The organism is Cohnella rhizoplanae, from assembly GCF_948329515.1.
GTDB classification, from domain to species: Bacteria; Bacillota; Bacilli; order Paenibacillales; family Paenibacillaceae; genus Cohnella; species Cohnella rhizoplanae.
This window is the reverse complement of the sequence record NZ_CAOJCN010000036.1, coordinates 24,077-42,206: the sequence shown is the minus strand read 5'-3', so window position 1 is coordinate 42,206 and position 18,130 is coordinate 24,077. Positions and strand designations below refer to the sequence as shown.

The following is an 18,130-nucleotide window of genomic DNA, read 5'->3' as shown; positions in this document are numbered from 1 at the left end:
TGAAGAAGTCCGGGCTCGGGTAGCCGTCCTGCTTGTGCCAGATCGACTTGTAGCCCGCCGTGCAGCTGTTGCGCACGAACTCGCCCGTCAGCTGCGAGACGACCCAGTCCGTCGCTTCGGTGAACCGATCGGTCGCCTCGTACACCTCCGGCGCCTCGTTCAGGATCTGCCACACCTTGGCGATCATCCACTCCGACGAGATCTTGCCGCCGTAGCGCGGCAGGAACCTCTCGCCCCGCTCCGCCGCGATCGCGTTCAGGCGATCCGCCTCGTCCTGCGCGGCATGATGCTTCCACAGCTTGACCCAGCCGTGCGGGTTGTCCTTCCACTCGGGGAGGAAGCTAAGCGGCGTGCCGCTCGCGTCCACCGGCAGCATCGTGCAAGCCGTGAAGTCGATGCCGAGGCCGATGACGTCCGCCGCCGCGACGCCGGATGCCTGCAGCACGGCCGGCACCGAGCGTCGCAGCACCTCCAGGTAATCGTCCGGGTGCTGCAGCGCCCAGTCGTGGCCGAGCTCGATGCCGGAGCCCGGCAGCCGCTCGTCGATGACGCCGTGCGGGTATGGCGTGACGTGGTCCGCGATCTCGTGCCCGTTCGACAGATCGACCAGCACCGCGCGGCCGGACTGCGTGCCGTAGTCGACGCCGATGGCGTATTTTGCGCTCATGATATGAACCTCCTCGTAGGATGGATGGCTATGAATTGCCGTCGTTACGCTTCTCTTGCCTATCGCTCAGTGCTGATCGCCGGGCTGACCGTAGTAGGCGTTCGCGCCGTGCTTGCGCAGATAATGCTTGTCGAGCAGTTCCTGCTGCATGGACGGAATGCCGGCGTTCAGCTGCCGCGTGTGGTACGCCATCTTGGCGACCTCCTCCAGCACGACGGCATTGTGCAGCGCGTTCATCGCGTTCTTGCCCCAGGCGAACGGCGCATGGCTGTACACCAGCACGCCCGGCACCTGCTGCGGGTCGATCCCGCGGAACGCCTCGACGATCACGTTGCCCGTCTCGCGCTCGTACGCGCCCTCGATCTCCGCCGGCGTCATCGCCCGCGTGCACGGGATCGTCCCGTAAAAGTAATCCGCCTGCGTCGTGCCGAGCGCCGGGATGCCCTGGCCCGCCTGCGACCAGATCGTCGCCCACGGGGAGTGCGTGTGCACGATGCCGCCGATGCCGGGGAACGCGCGGTACAGCACGAGATGCGTCGGCGTATCCGAGGATGGGCGCAGCTCGCCCTCTACGACGTTGCCGTCCAGATCCAGTACGACCATCTGCTCCGGCCGCAGCTCCTCGTAAGGCACGCCGCTCGGCTTGATGACCATGAGGCCGGCATCGCGGTCGAAGCCGCTGACGTTGCCCCAGGTGAACGTGACGAGCCCGTACTTCGGCAGCTCGGCGTTCGCTTGGCATACTTCCGCTTTTAATTGCTCGAGCATGAACGCACATCCTTTTGTATGGTGAAAATAAAATCATGGCGCGGACGCGTCCCTCGAGAAACCTCGAAAGCGCGGAACGTCCGCATCCAACGCGTTCAGTTGACTTTACGACTGCGGGTTTTGGCTCCGTTTACATTATAACTTGTACGTACATGTGTGTCGAGTGAATTAACGCCGACGGGATTAGGCGCGAACGCCTAAAAAAGGGGCCCGCATCGCTGCGGGCCAAGTCTTCCTATATTAATGAGGGGGTTGAGATCATATTACCCCCGGCGGCTTAAATTGAAATGAGCGCCGGCTGAACGCTACCTTAAAAAGCTGGGCGGCGCCGTCGAGGTCCGCTGAACGAGCTGCGGCTCGTAGACGTAGCCCGCCGTACGCCCGGCCGCGTCCTTGTCCAGCATCGCGACCAGCATGTCCGCGGCGCGCTCGCCCAGCTCGGCCTTCGGATGCGAGACCGTCGTCAGCTTGATCTCGGCGGCGGTCGCGAGGAACGAGTCGTCGAAGCCGACGATGGACAGGTCCTCCGGCACGCGCAGCCCCTCCTCGCGGATCACGTCGAGCAGCGACACGGCGAGCTGATCGTTGTAGCAGACGATCGCCGTCGGCGGCTCGGGCCGCGCGAGCAGCTCGCGCAGTGCCTCCTGCGGCCGCGTATCCCGGTTCTCCGTCCGGTAGCGGACCAGCAGGTCGGGCGGCACGGACCGGCGGCGCTCGCGGTGCGCCTGGACGAAGCCCTTCATCCGGTGCACGCCCTGCAGGTCGTCGGTCTTGAAAAACCCCGCGATCGCGCGGTGCCCCGCGGCGAGGAGATGCTCCGTCGCCAGGACGCCGCCCGCCTCATCGTCCACCTTCACGCAGGGCCAGTCCAGATCCGGATACTGCTCGTTGATCATCAGCATCGGGATGCCGTGGTACTCGAGCGCCATGAACGACTCGTAATTCGGATTGCCCTCCGCGCTCTTCGTCGGCTCGACGATGAGTCCGCACACGCCCTGCGACAGCATCGTCTCCAGGCTCTCCCGTTCCTTGTCCTTGCTGCCCTCCGTGCTGGAGAGCAGCAGCCGGTAGCCCCGCTCTTTGAGCGCGGACTCGACGCCGCGCACGATGGAAGGGAAGATGTAATCCGATATATGCGTCGTGATCAGGCCGACCATCCTGCTGGCGCCCGGCCCCCTGCGGTCGCCCTGGAGCCTGGCCACGAAGGTGCCCTTGCCCTGCTCGCGGGACAGCCAGCCTTCGCTGACCAGCTCGCCGATCGACTGCCTGACCGTCTGGCGGCTCAGGCCGAACTGCTCGGCCAGCTCGTTCTCGGACGGCAGCTTGTCGCCGGGACGGTACTTGCCGCCCGCGATCCAGGAGGCAATCTCTTCCTTCAGCCGCTGATACTTCGGGTATTGCGGATTCAACCCTGTCACCTCGCGCAAAACGTATAGCTGCTATTATAGCATAACGCCGCACTTGTACGTACATTTAAACCTGGCCCGTCGGTTAACCGTTCCACCGCGCGACCAGCATCTCCAGCTTCTGTCCGTCCAGCGTCGGCACGACGAGATCCGCCTCGGCGAAGTCCAGACCGGCCGTCATGGCGTTCGGCACGGCGATGCCGTACAGTCCCGCGGCCTTGGCGGCTCTAAGCCCGTTCAGCGAATCCTCGATGGCGACCGCTTCGCCCGGCTCCACGCCCAGAGACTGCACCGCCAGCCGGTACAGCGCGGGATCCGGCTTTACCTTCTCCACGTCGTCCGCCGTATGGATCGCGTCGAAATGACGGCGCAGATCCAGCCGCTCCAGATGGGGCTCGATCCAGGCCCGGTACGAGCTGGTGGCGAGCCCGACCGCCAGGCCGAGCCGCTTGGCTTCCTCGAGCGCGTCGAGGATGCCGGGCAGCAGCGGCACCTGATGCACCATGCCGGCGTACAGCTCCCCGAACCGGGCGTCGAACCATTCGCGGTCGATGGTCTCTCCCGTGAACGCGGACAGCTCCGCGCAGGCGTCGAAGCCGTGCAGCGTACCGATCGCCCCGGCCCATTTGTCCATCGGCAGCTCGTGCCCCCGTTCTCTGAAGATGCCGTTCATCGCCTCGTATGTCACGGTTTCCGTATCCAGTATCGTCCCGTCAAAATCGAACACGACCGCCTTGATCATCGCTATCGTCAACTCCCTTTCCGTTCTGCCCGGCCACGCCCCGCCCAACCGGCGACAAAGCGCCCCGGCCTATGCCGGAGCGCTCCGCGCTTCCTATCGGTATGGAATGGGCTGGGCTTCAGCCCGCATTCTCGCGCATAAACAACGCGCCGATAATGAGCGCGCCGAGTATGCCCCACACCGCATTGATCTTGAGATACTGTACCATGATGAAGTAAGCCGCGGCAAGCGCGAACGGCAGGAATACGACCGGTCCGCCGCTGCGCTGGAACGCGTACTTGGCGAAGTCGTAGGCCAGCATCGCGAGCATGACGAAGATGACCGGCTGCACGCCTTTGATCATGCCTTTGATATACGGATTGCCCTCGAGCCTGTGCATCAGTCCGACGAGCAGTACCATGAGCAGCGCGGTCGGCAGCACGACGGCCGTCACCGCCATCAGCGCGCCCAGCCAGCCGGCGACCTTAAACCCGATATAGGCGGCCAGCTTGGTCGCGATGGGACCCGGAAGGGCGTTGCCGAACGCCAGCGCCTTGCCGAAGTCCTCGTTGCCCATCCACTGATACCGGTTCACGACCTCGTTCTGATACAGAGGGATGATCGAAGGTCCGCCGCCGTAGCCGAGCATCGTAGATCTCCCGAACGCGATAAACAAATCCACCAATTGCTTGATCATCATGTACAGCTCCCCCGTCGACGCGCATTTCCCCTATTTTAATAGAAGGACGCGCGCGCCGCCATGCCCCGGCAGGAATCGTTGTACGTCCGGACGAATCGGCCGGGACGGATTGGGGACCGCGTACAAAAGGAAAGCCCACGATGAAGGCGTACTGCGCTTACAGCCGATCGATCAAAGGTTGAGCAAGCCCGCGATCAGCTTCGCGCCCTCGGCGCGGGTCATCTTGCCTTGCGGCTCGAACCGATGCTGCCCCCGGCCCTCGATCAGATCGAGCCGCTCCGCCGCGCTCACGGCATCTCGGGCCCAAGGGCTGATCGCCGCTCGGTCCCCGAAGGAAGCCTGCCCCTCGGCGGGGAGCTTCGCGCCCGTCTTCCATTCGTAAGCGCGAACGATCATGACAGCCATCTCTTCCCGGGTGATCCGCTCCGATGGCGCATACCGCCCGTCGCCGCGTCCCGTCACGATGCCCGCCTCGCTGGCGGCATGGACGGCATCCGCATACCATTGCGAGGCGTCTACGTCCTCGAACCCGGATTCGCCTTGGACGCTCAGACCGAGCGCTCTTGAGAGCATGGCCGCGAACTCCGCTCTCGTCATAGAGCCGGCAGGAACGAAGGTCGACTCGGTGACGCCCTCGATGATATGCTTAGCCGCCATTTGCCGAATGACTCCGCTTGCCCAATGGCTCGGACCGACGTCTTCAAACCGCTTGTCGTAAGCCAGTACGGCGTATGTGCTAAAGTGGGTAATCGCGGCCGTCATCCTCCCGTCTTGCCAGGTGCCGCCCGCATACTGCAGCGTGCCGTCCCCCGCAATAGAGTAGATGCCGAGCAAGTCGCGGTCAGCCTTCGGGTCGGCCTCGAACGTCAAGGTCAAAGGCGCCTTAAACGCCGTGACCGGAAGGCTTGCCCCGTCCTTCGCGACGATCGACAGGCCGAAGTCATAGACTTGGCTTCCGACGGTCAGCTTGAGCGACCCGCTGCCGGCGGACGCTTGAACCCGGTTCGCGGTATCCGCCTGAGAGGCCGGGGTCGCCGTAAATCGGATTCTGGCGCCGTCTCTTTGATCGGCGGGAACCAAGGCCTTCAAGCTCTCCAGGCTTGCATGCTCGAAGGTAACGGACATCTTCTGGCCGGCTATAGTCAGCGAACGACCTCCGAGGAGATCGGCGGCCGCGATCGGCAGCTGCGCGGAACTCATGCCGTCGCGGAGCTGAACCGTCACGCTCGTTCCCGCGGGCGCCGTCAGATCCGCATCCTGGACGATGAGCTCGGTTGCCGGTGCGGACGGGGTCGGCGTCGGCGTTGCTGGCGCAGGCTCAGTCGGCTCGGGCGTCGGTGTCGGTGTCGGTGTCGGTGTCGGCGTCGGCGTCGGATCGGTTGCATCTGCAGGCGCCTTGTAGATCGTGAAGATCAGATCGCGGCCGCCGTTATTTTCCGCCGTCCAGGTCTGTCCGCCGTCGGACGATACGGCCTCGTAGCCGCCTGGATACGGATTGTCGTCGGCATAGGCGAATCCGTATTTATTGTCGGTGGAGCCGTTGTCGGCCGTGCCCGGAGACCGCAGCACGGCGCCGTAGGTTTTCTCCGTATCGAGGCCCGTGAGCCGCGGATAGATCGCGTACGGCGTCGGATCGCCCGGAATATTGTTCGAGGCCAGCGATGCCGTGAAGAGCGTCTTCGCAGGCTTGCGATTCCCGTCCAGCTCCACGATATCGATGTAATAGTTATCCTCCGGTACGGCGTTCACATAGCTCTCATAGAGATATAGATCCATCTTCGGCAAGCTCGAGGACGTCACCGTGAAGGTCTGCATCCGCTGCGTCGAAGCGCGAATATCCGAATACTTCGAATACGGGCCCGAGCTGTCGTCCTGGTCGATGACGAAACCGGTGTTGCCCGGGACGTTATAGATTTCCAGCTCCTTGATCGACGGCAGGAATCGGTTCTTATTCATAGACAGCCGGATCTTGGAGGTCGAGACCGTCGGGAAGTCGATGATGCGCTTGTCTCCCAGCGTGTAGCCCTTCGTCAGATCCACATAATCCGTACCGTTCCAATACTGAAGGGCATAGGTGACGTTGGGGAAATATTGATTGCCGCCGCCGTCCTCCTTAATGACCACGCGGTTCACGTCCGTCTCGGACGCCAGGTCGATCTCCAGCCATTGGCCGTTCACCTGTCCGTCCGCCGCGCTCCAGCGCGTTCCTTCATCCCCGTCTCTTGCATTCCATGCGGCGTACCAATAGGAATCGTATTCGGAGGAGGCGGAGGCCGGCTTGCCGAGCGCGAGGTTCGCCGGAGGCGACGGCAGCGCGGAGCTTGCGGGAGAGATCCGCAGAATAACCGACTCGCCCGCCTCCTGGCGGCGGGTATAGCCGCCCGTGTACGTACCCAGATTCGTGCCGCTGTACAACTCCGTTATCGTGTACGGCTCCGAGGGACTGAGTCCGATATCGGTGAACGACACCGTGTGCTCGGCCGACCCGTTGAGGTTCCAGTTGGACATGCCGACGAGCTTGTCGCCGCTCCGGTCCGTCGAATAGATGACGGGAGGCGAATGCGCGAGCTTGTTCGTAATATTCGTCATCGACACCGGCCTGGCGGCCATGCCCTGCTTGGCGATATCGATCAGCTCCGGATTGAGATACGGGGCGAGCCGGTCCTCCGAGACGAAGGGCATATTGTCGCCGAGGATCAGGTGTCCGCCTTCCAGAAAGTCGACGGTCGATTTGAGACGGCTCTCGTTCAACGTGTACTTGTCGAAGCCGTTCGCGATGTTCTCCGGAATCGCCATATCGGGGTCGTTATATTCGTACAGCGTCCCGTTCGTCCACCAGGAAGCCGCCGCGTTGAGCGCCTGCCGCTCGATGCCCGAGTAGAGATTGTTCTGCAGCGGGATCGTCGTGTCGATCCCCGATCTTCTTCCATGCGCATAGCCGGACGGCAGGAGCGGCGCGATGGACTCGTCGATAAAGATCGGACGATCGGCGGACATCAGCGCATCCCGGGCAACCTGCATGCCGAGACGGTAAGCCTGAATCCCGTTCATGCTCGGATCGTGATGCTTGCCCTCGAACATGCCGAAGTCCAGAAAGTCCAGCTTGACGTAGTCGAAGCCCGTATTAACAAAATAGTATTCCATCATGTTACGAATGAAGGCCTGTCCGCCCGGATGGGTGGCGTCGACGATATACGTGTTCAAGTACGACTTGATCGGCACGCCGTCCTCGCCCTTCAGCGCGATATCGCCGTAAGTATATTCCGGCGCGGCCGGCACGGGCTCGGACAAGTCCCACCAGATGGCGAACGGTACCTCGTACCCGCCGGCCTTCATGCCTTTGCCGTGCACGTAGTCGGCATAGTCCTTGAAGTCGGCGCTCGTGCCCGTGCCCGACGGCCCCTTGAAGCAGCAGTCCAGATTCATGTACGTATACCCGAGGGACTTGAGATGATCGGCGAAATAATCGACCATCGCGTGCATGGACGCGTCGGTCGGCATGCTGTAGAAGGTATAGTAGGTGTTATAGCCCATCGGAACGCCGTCCGTCCACGGAAGCTTCGGGTCCCCGATCGCGTACGTGCTGCCGAATTGCTCCAGTCCGTCGCGATAATCGTCGTAGTAGCCCAGAAAAAACAAGTCGGAAACGACGGTGGTCCCGCTCTGCGTGCCGCCGGCGTTATAGACGGAGAACCCGGTCAGGGGACCGTTGGCGGCAGCGGCTTGGCTGAGGAATTGCATGCTTTTCCACTTAAAAGTGGTCGCGGCGCCCCCGATAAAGCCATGCTTGTTCGTATCGTCGAACATCGCCGCGACCCAGTAGCTCGTGCCGTTGAACGGGGACCAGGTCGTCTCTAAGCCTGCGGGACGGTCGTAGCCGTTCTCGCTGTGCCCGAAGTCGTCGACCGGGGCCACGCCGAAGTCGGTATTGTTGTTGTAGGGAGCGGTATAAATACGCTTGTCCGAGCCGTCGCCGATGTCCAGGTTATCCGCCGCGACCGGCTCCATGACGCTGATCGTCTGCTCGGTTCCGCTGTTCACGGTCAGGCTGGCGAGCGCGAAGGGCTTGCCTTCGTACAGGGACAGATGAAGCGCCATGCTCGCGCCGGAGTCGAACGTGCTCGTGAGGGTCAGCATCCGGCCGGTCCCGTAGGCATCCGTACCGTCCGTGCCGACATCGGTCCAAGACGCCGTTCTGGCGACCGCGTCATACGAATACATGCGCGTCGGCGTGCCGCCTGCAGGATCTACGACGCTGTAATCGGAATAAAAGCCGCTCATGATGCGCGTCGCGCCGGCGCTCCAGTCGCCTCTGCCCGTGGACAAATCGTAATCGATCGTAAGTATGCCATTCGTGGCGGTGACGATGTCGCCGGATTGCGCAATCGTTACGGATGCGGCGGCGTTGTCCGCCGCATGCGCCGACGGTGCGCCGAGCTGCAGCGATCCTGCCAGTAATGCGATAGCGAGAACGATGGATGTAAGCCAGCGAAAATTCAATCCTATCCCTCCAGTGTTCATATGTTAGCGCATACAAGTATGCCGCGACATCATTATAGTTCCGGCGCGAAAGGCGGAACAATTTAATAAAATGTGTAAAACATGTCCAACTTTATGGTGTGTCGACAGGGGGGTAAGGTGATGGTGCACAAGAAATGTGCACCATGGCGCGGAACGGGAGGAGAGGTGTGGCGACTAGCGCTATGGTGCACAAGAAATGTGCACCATGGCGCGGAACGGGAGGAGAGGTATGGCGCCTGGCGCTATGGTGCACAAGAAATATGCACCATGACGTGGAACGTGCATCGATGTGTGGCGTCTGGCTTCGGCTTCAACCGCTAGTTCGCGGCGGTCGCGTCCACCCGCTTGACGCGCAGCAGCCAGCTGACGTCGTCGCCGCGGAGCGCGAGCGGGACGCCCAGATGCATCAGGGTCGAGCCGTGCCGGACGAAGCCGGGCGAGCCGTCGTCGCCGCGCACCTCGTAGAGCGCGTCCGGGACGAGCCCGCGAAGGCGAAGACGGCGCTCGGTTCCTCCGAAGCTCTGCGCCTGGAGGAAGGCGAATACGACTGCTTCCCCGCCGTCCGCGTCGACATACTGATAGGCTGCGATATTGGACTCGCGCAGCGATGCCAGTCGATACTGGTCGCCCTCCGCGATCAGATGCCGGATCTCCTTGTATACGCCGACGTACCGGGCGGCAGCCTCCATCTCCTCGGCCGACCAGCGTCCGATGTCCGCGCCGATGCCGAGCCCGCCCATCATGGCGCTATGGAACCGGTAGGACAGCGGCAGGCTTCTGCCGTTGAACCCGTTCGGCGCCTCCGTCACCCAACACATCATGACCGACGGGCTGTAAGCGTAAGTAAATCCCTCCTGAATGCTAAGGCGGTCTCTCGCATCGGTATTGTCGCTGATCCACGCCTGATCGGCGTATCGCAGAATGCCCAGGTCGATCCGGGCGCCGCCGCCCGCGCAGGTCTCGAATTCGACATGCGGGAACCGCGCGCGGAGCTCCGCCCAGATCTCGTACAGATGCTCGACATGACGAATCCATACCGACGCCGTCTCGTCTGCGCCCGACTCGCCGCCGCCCGGCTCGGTGACGGTACGGTTCATGTCCCACTTGATGAAGGAAATATCGTGATTCGAGAGAAGCTCGGTCATGAACGCCAGCACGAACGCCTTCACCTCGGGCTTGCCCAGGTTGAGCAGATACTGGTTCCGCAGCTGCGTGCCATCCCGAGTAGGGAACCGGTAGATCCAGTCCGGGTGGCGGCGGAATAGCTCGCTGTCCGGATTGACGGACTCGGGCTCGACCCAGAGGCCGAATTCCATGCCCTGTTCCTTCACGGCGCCGATCAATTCCTCGAGGCCGTTCGGGAACTTCTCCGCATTTACATGCCAGTCGCCCAGGCCTGCCCGGTCGCTGTGACGCTCCCCGAACCAGCCGTCGTCGACGACGTACCGCTCGACGCCGAGCTTCGCGGCGCGCTCCGCGAGCGCCAGCTGATCGCGGACGTTGACCGCGAACTCGGTCGCCTCCCACGAATTGTACAGCACCTTCCGCGGCGCCCGGGTCGGCTGGATCTCCTCCCGCTGGTAGCGATGGAGCTTGCGGCTCATGTCGCCGAAGCCGCCAGCCGCGAAGCCGCCGACGAAGACGGGCGACGCGTACGTCTCGCCCTCGGCGAGCGCGAAGGCGCCGTCGAAGTCGTTCACGCCGCCCGCGATCCGGATGCCGCCAAACGTCGTGCGCTCGAGCGCGAGCTTCCAGTTGCCGCTCCAGGCCAGCGCGCCGAACCATACGCGGCCCGCGGTCTCGCTCGCGCTGCCGTCGTCGAGCGCGAACCAGGGATTCGCGTGCGGACCCGTGAAGCCTCTCCTCGACTCGAGCACCTTCTTGCCCTCGGTCAACGGGGCGGATCGCAACTGGTACTCGCCGGCCCAGCGCCCCGTGACGTGCGTCAGCCTGTAGTCGGGCAGGCGTCCGACCGACCAGAGGGCCGCCATGACCTGCTCGATGCGAACGGGCGACGTCTCCCCGTTCCGCAGGATCGCGCGGCGCTCGATGAGATCGTGGCGATGAATAGGCTTGTAGCGGAGCTCGACGCGCAGCGCGTATTGCGCATCCTCGAGATGCACGGCCAGTTCTTCCCCGTCTTCGTCTGCGCCCTCGATCGTATAGCCGCAGTAGATGAGCCGCACGTCGCGGACGCCGTCCGCGAACGTCGCCTTCAGGCCCGGCTCCGCGTAGCTCGCGCCGCCCCATCCCCCGTACTCCTCGGTCTCGCGGTCGACCGCAGCGTCGAAGGAGCTGTGCGACCGGCTCTTCAGCAGCTCGGCTGCCTCCTCCGCATGGATCGGCTCGCCCCAATACAGATGCTGGAGCGTGCCGGCGTCGTTGACGCCGAACAGGTAGGACGCGCGCGCGGTGCGTATCTCGAACAGTCGATGGTTTTCGTGATAAATGATCGGCATGGTTTGCTCTCCTTTGCGGTTACCCTTTGATGGCGCCGGCGGCGATCCCCTTGATGATGAACCGCTGCATGAACAGGAAGAACGCCACGATCGGGATCATGCCCATGACCGCGTAGGCGAACGCCAGATTCAGGTCGCTGCTGTATTGGCCGAAAAAGTAATATTGCTGCAGCGGGATCGTCCGGAAGTGCTTATCCTGCAGATAGAGCAGCGGCAGCAGGAAGTCGTTCCAGATGTACAGCACGTTGAGCACCGCTACGGTCGCGGTCACCGGCTTCAGCAGCGGCAGTACGATCCGGAAAAAGATGCCGGGCGTCGTACAGCCGTCGATCCGCGCCGCCTCCTCGATCTCGCGGGAGATGCCCCTGACGAAGCCGGCGAAGAACAGGACGCCCATCTGCACGCCGAAGCCGCCGTAGACAAGCGCGATGCCCCAGTGGCTGTTGATCAGGTGCAAGGACTTGCCCAGCTTGTAGAGCGGCAGCATCGTCACCTGGAAGGGAACCATCATGCCGGAGAGGAACAGCAGGAAAACGAAATTGTAGAACGGCTTGTTGCGTCTGGCGATCGCATAGCCTGCGAGGGCGGACGCGATCACGATCAGCGCCACGGAGAGCGCGGTGACGATCGCGCTGTTCAGGATCGCCTTGGGGTAATCCGAGGTCTGCCAGGCGTGCGCGAAGTTCGCGAAGTCGAGCCTCGCAGGCAGCGCATAGAACGAATCGAACGTCTCCTTGGCGGATTTGAACGCCATCAGGACCGCGACGTACAGCGGGAACAGGAATAGGACGGCCAGCAGCGTTACGATGGAGAAAGTCGCGATTCCGGCGGCTCTCATTACAAATCGACCTCCCTTCTTCTGAACAGTCCGATCTGAACGATCGTGACCAGCACCAGCACGACGAAGAAAATCATCGACAGCGCCATCCCGTAGCCGGCCTTGTAGTTGTCGAAGGAGGTCCGGTAGATATAAGTCGACATGACCTCGGTGGAAAAGGCGGGACCGCCCTTCGTCGTCACGTAGACCAGATCGAACACCTTGAGCGCGCCGGTCAGCACGAGCAGCATATTGATCGTCACCGACGGCGCCAGCAGCGGGAACGTAATATGCCTGAACGACTTCCAGACGCCCGCGCCGTCGATCTTCGCGCTCTCGGACAGTTCGCCGGGAATGCCTTGAAGACCGGCGATGTAGATGATCATCGGCGAACCGATGCCCTGCCAGACGGCGACGACGATGAGACCGAACAACGCTTGATCGGGATTGCCGAGCGGGCTGGTCACGTCGAAGCCGAAGTGGCGGAGCAGGTTCGGAAAGCCCTGACTGTAGTTGTAACCCCAGATGAAGCCCGACAGCACGATGGAGATGACGCTCGGCAGGAAGAAGATCGTGCGGAACGCGTTGCGGAATTTTAGATAAGAATCCAGCAGCAGCGCTAAGGCCAGCGACAGCACGTTAACCAGAATCGTCAAGAGGATCGCATATTTGAACGTGTGCCACAGCGCGCTCCACAAGTCGGAATCCCGCAGGGCCCTCACGTAGTTATCCCATCCAATGTAGTGCAGCTTCGGCGCTACGCCATCCCAGTCGGAGAAGGAGTAGCGCACGCCCGTCGCGAGGGGGATGACGACCGCCGTCACGAACAGGAACAATGCGGGCAACAGAAAGATTAGATACCATGCCTCGCCGCGCGCGAGGCGCCTTAAGTTCGTCATTTCGCGCCGTCCTTTCTATCGGCAGACGAACGGCACAGGCAGTTGGCCCGTGCCGTGTCGTCATGCCGCAGCTTAGTTGTGGTTCTTCGCGATCCAATCGTCCATTTCTTTGACGACTTGATCGGCGGTGGACTTTTTAAAGAACAGCTTTTGCAGCGCCTGAGTGAACGGCGTTCCCCAGTCGATCGTCGTTTTCGCCAGATACATCTGGGAGTTGTAGAGCTCGGCGTTGTCGAAGTACGGCTTCAGATCGTTCACGGCCGGCGCGATGTTCGTGTCGGTGCCCTTGACGTAGCTCAGCGTGTTGATGTTCTGAACGACCAGGTCCCCGCCTTCCTTGCTGGCGAAGAACGCCAGGAACTTCTCGGCGGCTTCCTTATGCGTCGACTTGCTGCTGACGGCCAGCGAAGCGTCCGGATTGAATTCGAGCTTGTTCAGGCTCTCATCGTTGCTGAACGGGTACGGGAAGTAGCCCATATTGTCGTAAAGCTCAGGATTTTTCTTCTGAATATCGACGAGCGGCCAGGTGCCCATGTACATCATGCCGACGTCGCCCTTGGCGAACAGGTCGACCGCGCCGTTGTAATCGACGCCGAGCTGGTCCTTGTTGCCGAGATCGAACAATTGCTGCGCGTGCTCGATCATGACCTTGGTCGCCGGATTGTCCGAGAACTTAACCGCTCCCGTCTCGAGCTTCTCGAAGAAGTCGGGCTGTCCGAAGACCAGGGCGGAGTTGCTCGGCATATCGCGGGTAAGCCACATACTGAGCGTCCATGGATCCTTCCAGCCGAGGGCGAACGGCGTCTTGCCGGCGGCTTTGATCTTCTGGGCGGCCGCGATCAGCGCATCGTATGTCCGGGGGATCTCGATGCCGAGCTCGCCGAACATCTTCTTGTTATAGAACACCGCGATCGGGTTCGCGTTCACCGGCAGGATGTAGTTCTTGCCGTCGGTCGACTGCGAGTCCAGGACGCTCTGGTCGAAGCCGGACAGGAAGTCCTTGCCGGTCAGGTCTTCGAGGTATCCGCCGTCCGCGAACAGCTTCGTCTGCGCGCCGGCGTTCAGCGTGAAGACGTCCACGACGTCCCCGCCCGCCATCTTGGTCTTGAGCAGCGTGTAGTAGTCGTCGTACTTGACCGGCTGCACGTCGACCTTGATGTTCGGGTTCTCGCTCTCGAACTGCTCGACGATCTTGGCGACGCCGTCGGTGAAGTCGCTCTTGAAGTGCATGAACGTAATCGTCACGGGCTTGCCGTCCGCAGCCGGCTCCGATGCAGAAGCGCTTGCCGATGCGCTCGCCGTTCCGGCGGGCGACGCCGCGGCGTCGGATGAGCCCTGCGCGTTCTGGGCGTTGTCGCCGCCGCCGCACGCGGACAGCGAGAGAGTGAGCAGTGCCGCGCCGATGCCTGCGCTTAACGCTTTCTTCATGTTCTGTATCCCCTTATGGTCATTTTCGAACGCAGCCGGGCTTCGGCCTGGTCCTGATCTCATGTTACAGATCGCCCGTACGTCCCGGAATCCAATAAATTGGCGGGCTCGTGTTCACTTTTTTGCCCGCCGGCAGCGACGGCGCGGCACGCAAAGAGGCATGCTTCAAGCATGCCCCAACGATTCGCGATATTCCGACGGCGTTTGCGCGGTGTACTTTTTGAACACCTGGCTGAAGTAGCGCTGGTTCTCGTAGCCGACCAGCTCGGCGATCTCGTTGATCTTCCGCTCGGGCGCAGCGAGGAGTTCGCATGCCTTCTCCATGCGTTTGCGCGTTAGATATTCGATGAAGTTCTCCTGCGTTACCGCCTTGAACAGCTTGCTCAGATAACTCGGATCGATATGGTAGCGGGTCGCGACGTCGATCAGGCTGACATCCTCGAAGTAATGCTCGTCCATATACCGGACGATGTCCTGAACCGTACGAACGGACTCGGGCGCGTCCCGACGGACGGCGGCGTAATCCTCGGCGGCCCGGGTCAGACCGTTCAAGTACGATTGCAGTCCGCTCGCCTCCATGACGCCTGCGATCGCCGGCGCTTCGAACAGCGGCGAATGCTTCGCGGGCAGCCCAGCCATCGCCGCCTTGGCGAGCTCGGCCAGCTTCGCCAGCTCCCGCTGGACGTCCCCGATCGTCGTCCCCGGGCGGTGCCCGATCTTCCGGACGAACTCGTCCAGCGTCAGGCGGACGTCGCGGGCGTTCCCCGCGCCGAAGGCATGGGAGAGCCTTCTCACGTCGAACGACGAGAGCAGCTCGGCCTGTGCCGCGGGCTCTGTCCCCGCAGGACTTATCGTCAAGCCCGTATACGCGAACGCGCAGCCGACTAACGCGGACAGGGCGGCCTGGTACGCTTCGGGCAGCGCCTCCAGGCCGGCGAACACGGGACTGAGCCCGACGGCGGCATCGCCGCCCAGCGTATGGGCGACCGCCTGCTGGTATGCGCCCAGCGCCTCGCCTGCGCGCAGGTCCGGATACGACGCATAGGGAAGAATCAGGCACAGGCGGGACCGGTCGTCCGTCTTGAACAGAAGCGTCCCTTCGTCCCGCAGCACCTCGCGCATGATGTTTTCCAGGCCGAACATGTACAGATCCGCGTTGCCCTGAAAACGGGAAGCCGAGATGATTTGAAACTGACGGATCCGGCATACGGCCACGCGATAGCCGGCGCTCTCGGAGGGCAGACCCAGCTCGCGGGCTTGCCTGCGGATATCCGCGGCGTTCGCGATGCGCCGCTCCGCCACATGCTGAAGGAACACCTCGGTCCTCAGCCTCGCCATGTCGAGCGATGATTTCTTTCCCAGCTGACGGTCCGAGAACTCGTTCACCGCCCGGATCGCCTTGCTCATGGCCTCCCGAAGCTCGTTTACGGCAACGGGCTTAAGCACGTATTCGCAGGCCTGATATTTGAGCGCCGCCTTCAGGTAATCGAACTGCGAGTAGCCGCTGATGACGATCGCCTTGATCTCCTCGTACTCCCGGTGGAGACGCTCCAGGAACTGCTGTCCGTTCATGATCGGCATATTCATGTCGGTGACGACGATATGCGGCTTGTTCATCCGGATCAGACCCAGCGCCTCTTCCCCGTTCTTCGCCTCCGCGACGACTTCGACCGGCAGCTCCAGCTGCTCGATCAGCTTGATGATCGCCTTGCGCCCCGTCGCCTCGTCGTCGACCACCATCACCCTCAGCATCGTCATCGCCTCATTTCTTGTATGGAATACGGATCCGGATGACGGTCCCGAGGCCGGGCGTACTGTCGATCTCCAGCCCGTACGCCTCCCCGTAGACGAGACGGAGCCGCTCGTGGACGTTTCTTAAGCCGATGGACACGCCCGAGAATACCTCCAGCGAACGCCTTTCCAGCCCTTGCCGGATGGCGGCCAGCTTGTCGGCCGGTATGCCCGGTCCGTCGTCGCTCCATTCAACCACCGCGGTATCCCCGTCCCTATAAGCTCTCGCGCGAATGACGAGCGTCCCGCCCTCGTTCTTATCCAGCGCGTGCACGATTACATTCTCTACGATCGGCTGCAGCACGAACCGGATGATCGTCACGTCCATGAAGCCGGCGTCTACGTCGATATCCGTCGCCAGCGATTCCTCGAACCTCAGCTTCTGGATATAGAGGTAATTGTTCACGTGCACCAGCTCTTGTCCGATCGTCGACTCCGTATTCCCTTCGTAGAAGCTGTAGCGGAACATATCGGCGAGCGCCCGGCACATCTCGTGAATCTCGTACTCTCCGATCAGGACGGCCTTGCCGCCGATCGTCTGCAGCGTATTGTACAGAAAATGCGGGTTGATCTGCATCTGGAGCGCCAGCAGCTGCGCCTCCTTGTTCCGGAGCTGCATCTGGTACTCCAGCTCGATCAGCTCGCGGATCTTGTCGGTCATGAAGTTGAAGTTCCGCATCAGCTCGGATAGATCGTCCCGGTAGCTCCGGGGCCGCAGCGTGACCTGGAAGTTGCCGCCGCGCACGGACTTCATGGCGTTGCCCAGCAATTGAATGGGCTTCGTAATCGACCTTTGAACCATATACGAGCACACGACGATGACGAGCATCACGAGCAGGATCGCCCCCACGATCAGCCGGAGCGTATTCCGACGGTTCTCCTGAAGCTCGGAGGCCGGATAAAGGATCGTCATGCCAATGTTGGCGTTATCGAGCGTAGAGGTGCTGACCAGAAGGCTGGGAGGGGTCGCGAACTTCACGGAGCGAACCTGCTCCGCGGGCGGCGACTCGGGCCTGCTGTACTTGGCTTCCGAATGCGGGTAAGCGTCGTTCGTCCGATAGAACGTTTCCCCGCTCGCATTCTGCAGCGCGATAATGTTCGGGGCCCGGTTCACCGCCTCGATCTCCTTCGCCAGGTCCTTTTCCCGCAAGAAGAATACGAGCGTGCCGAACTTCTTGCGGTAAAACGGGTCGTAGATGCCGATCGCGTAGGCGAACAGCTCTTCATGGATCGCGGGATCCCGGTAGGCGAACATCAGCGTATGCTGAAAAGGCAAATCGAGCAGTTCCGGGTAATGCGGCTTGCCCTCGCCCAAGCGGATGGCGTCGTAGCTGGTCGCGCGGGACCACGAATCCTTCAGCTTGTTATCCGCGCCGTATACCATGATCTTAATGATGTCTTTGTTCTTGTTAATGACGAGCGAGTAGTAATTCGCCAATGTCTCCCGCAGATACAGAATCTCGCCGTCGTTGTAATCCGCACCGTGGGCCATGAGATTCAGGACGCGGCTGAAGCTGTTCCCGTAGAGCTGCAGGGCCGAGGCCGTGAAGTTGTGAAAATATTCGTCGAGCGAGCCGTACATGTAATCGGCGTTCTGCTCGGAGCTTCTGACCAGCGTCTGCTCCAGCGATCGCGCGCTCGACCGGTAGAACAAAAAAGACAGGATCAGCATGGGAATCAGCGAGATTACGGCGCTGCTCCATACGATCTTGGTCCGAATGCTGCGGTTCACGAACAGCCATCTCAGCATGAATGTCTCGCTCCTGTCGTCGTCCGTCGGTAGCCGCGCGTGCAATACTGTAGCATGCCGGCGCACCCTGCACAATTCAATCGTTGGTGCGATGCATGTTCAATCTTTTGTGTTCCGACGCTCGCAGTTCCCGTTCCATGCCCTTCATTAAAGCACAAAACCCGCAAGACGGGCACTCTTTTCGAGCGTCCGCCTTGCGGGTC

12 protein-coding genes are annotated in these 18,130 nt (G+C 61.9%); all 12 read right to left on the bottom strand.

Annotated elements, in window-relative coordinates; genetic code table 11:
- Positions 1–667: FGGY family carbohydrate kinase (locus PQG80_RS27615; protein ID WP_271755045.1), on the bottom strand; the 667-nt coding region annotated here is incomplete at its 3' end.
- A 66-nt stretch (positions 668–733) separates the two neighbouring features.
- Positions 734–1,435 carry an L-ribulose-5-phosphate 4-epimerase gene (gene araD / locus PQG80_RS27610; RefSeq protein WP_271755043.1) on the bottom strand — a complete coding sequence of 234 codons (702 nt, stop codon included), beginning with the start codon at positions 1,433–1,435 and terminating at the stop codon, positions 734–736.
- Positions 1,436–1,740: 305 nt separating this feature from the next.
- Positions 1,741–2,844: a GntR family transcriptional regulator gene (locus PQG80_RS27605; protein WP_271755041.1), complete on the bottom strand. Its 1,104-nt coding sequence runs from the start codon at positions 2,842–2,844 to the stop codon at positions 1,741–1,743.
- 82 nt (positions 2,845–2,926) lie between these two features.
- Positions 2,927–3,583 carry an HAD family hydrolase gene (locus PQG80_RS27600; protein ID WP_271755039.1) on the bottom strand — a complete coding sequence of 219 codons (657 nt, stop codon included), beginning with the start codon at positions 3,581–3,583 and terminating at the stop codon, positions 2,927–2,929.
- A gap of 118 nt (positions 3,584–3,701) precedes the next feature.
- Positions 3,702–4,259: a chromate transporter gene (locus PQG80_RS27595; protein ID WP_271755037.1), complete on the bottom strand. Its 558-nt coding sequence runs from the start codon at positions 4,257–4,259 to the stop codon at positions 3,702–3,704.
- Between the two features lie 174 nt (positions 4,260–4,433).
- The gene (locus PQG80_RS27590; protein WP_271755036.1) at positions 4,434–8,762 is read right to left on the bottom strand and encodes an S-layer homology domain-containing protein; all 4,329 of its coding nucleotides are present in this window, start codon (positions 8,760–8,762) and stop codon (positions 4,434–4,436) included.
- A gap of 338 nt (positions 8,763–9,100) precedes the next feature.
- Positions 9,101–11,242 (bottom strand): alpha-galactosidase, encoded by a 2,142-nt coding sequence (locus PQG80_RS27585; protein WP_271755035.1) that lies wholly within the window; start codon positions 11,240–11,242, stop codon positions 9,101–9,103.
- A 19-nt stretch (positions 11,243–11,261) separates the two neighbouring features.
- Positions 11,262–12,080 carry a carbohydrate ABC transporter permease gene (locus PQG80_RS27580; RefSeq protein WP_271755033.1) on the bottom strand — a complete coding sequence of 273 codons (819 nt, stop codon included), beginning with the start codon at positions 12,078–12,080 and terminating at the stop codon, positions 11,262–11,264.
- Entirely contained in the window at positions 12,080–12,958 is an 879-nt protein-coding gene (locus tag PQG80_RS27575) for a carbohydrate ABC transporter permease (protein WP_271755031.1), read from the bottom strand. Before PQG80_RS27575 ends, PQG80_RS27580 begins: the two co-directional genes overlap by 1 nt.
- 72 nt (positions 12,959–13,030) lie before the next feature.
- Positions 13,031–14,386 (bottom strand): ABC transporter substrate-binding protein, encoded by a 1,356-nt coding sequence (locus PQG80_RS27570; protein ID WP_271755030.1) that lies wholly within the window; start codon positions 14,384–14,386, stop codon positions 13,031–13,033.
- A 165-nt stretch (positions 14,387–14,551) separates the two neighbouring features.
- Positions 14,552–16,138 carry a response regulator gene (locus PQG80_RS27565; RefSeq protein ID WP_271755029.1) on the bottom strand — a complete coding sequence of 529 codons (1,587 nt, stop codon included), beginning with the start codon at positions 16,136–16,138 and terminating at the stop codon, positions 14,552–14,554.
- 10 nt (positions 16,139–16,148) lie between these two features.
- Positions 16,149–17,927, bottom strand: coding sequence for a sensor histidine kinase (locus PQG80_RS27560; protein ID WP_271755028.1), 1,779 nt, complete (start codon positions 17,925–17,927; stop codon positions 16,149–16,151).
- Between the last annotated feature and the right edge of the window lie 203 nt (positions 17,928–18,130).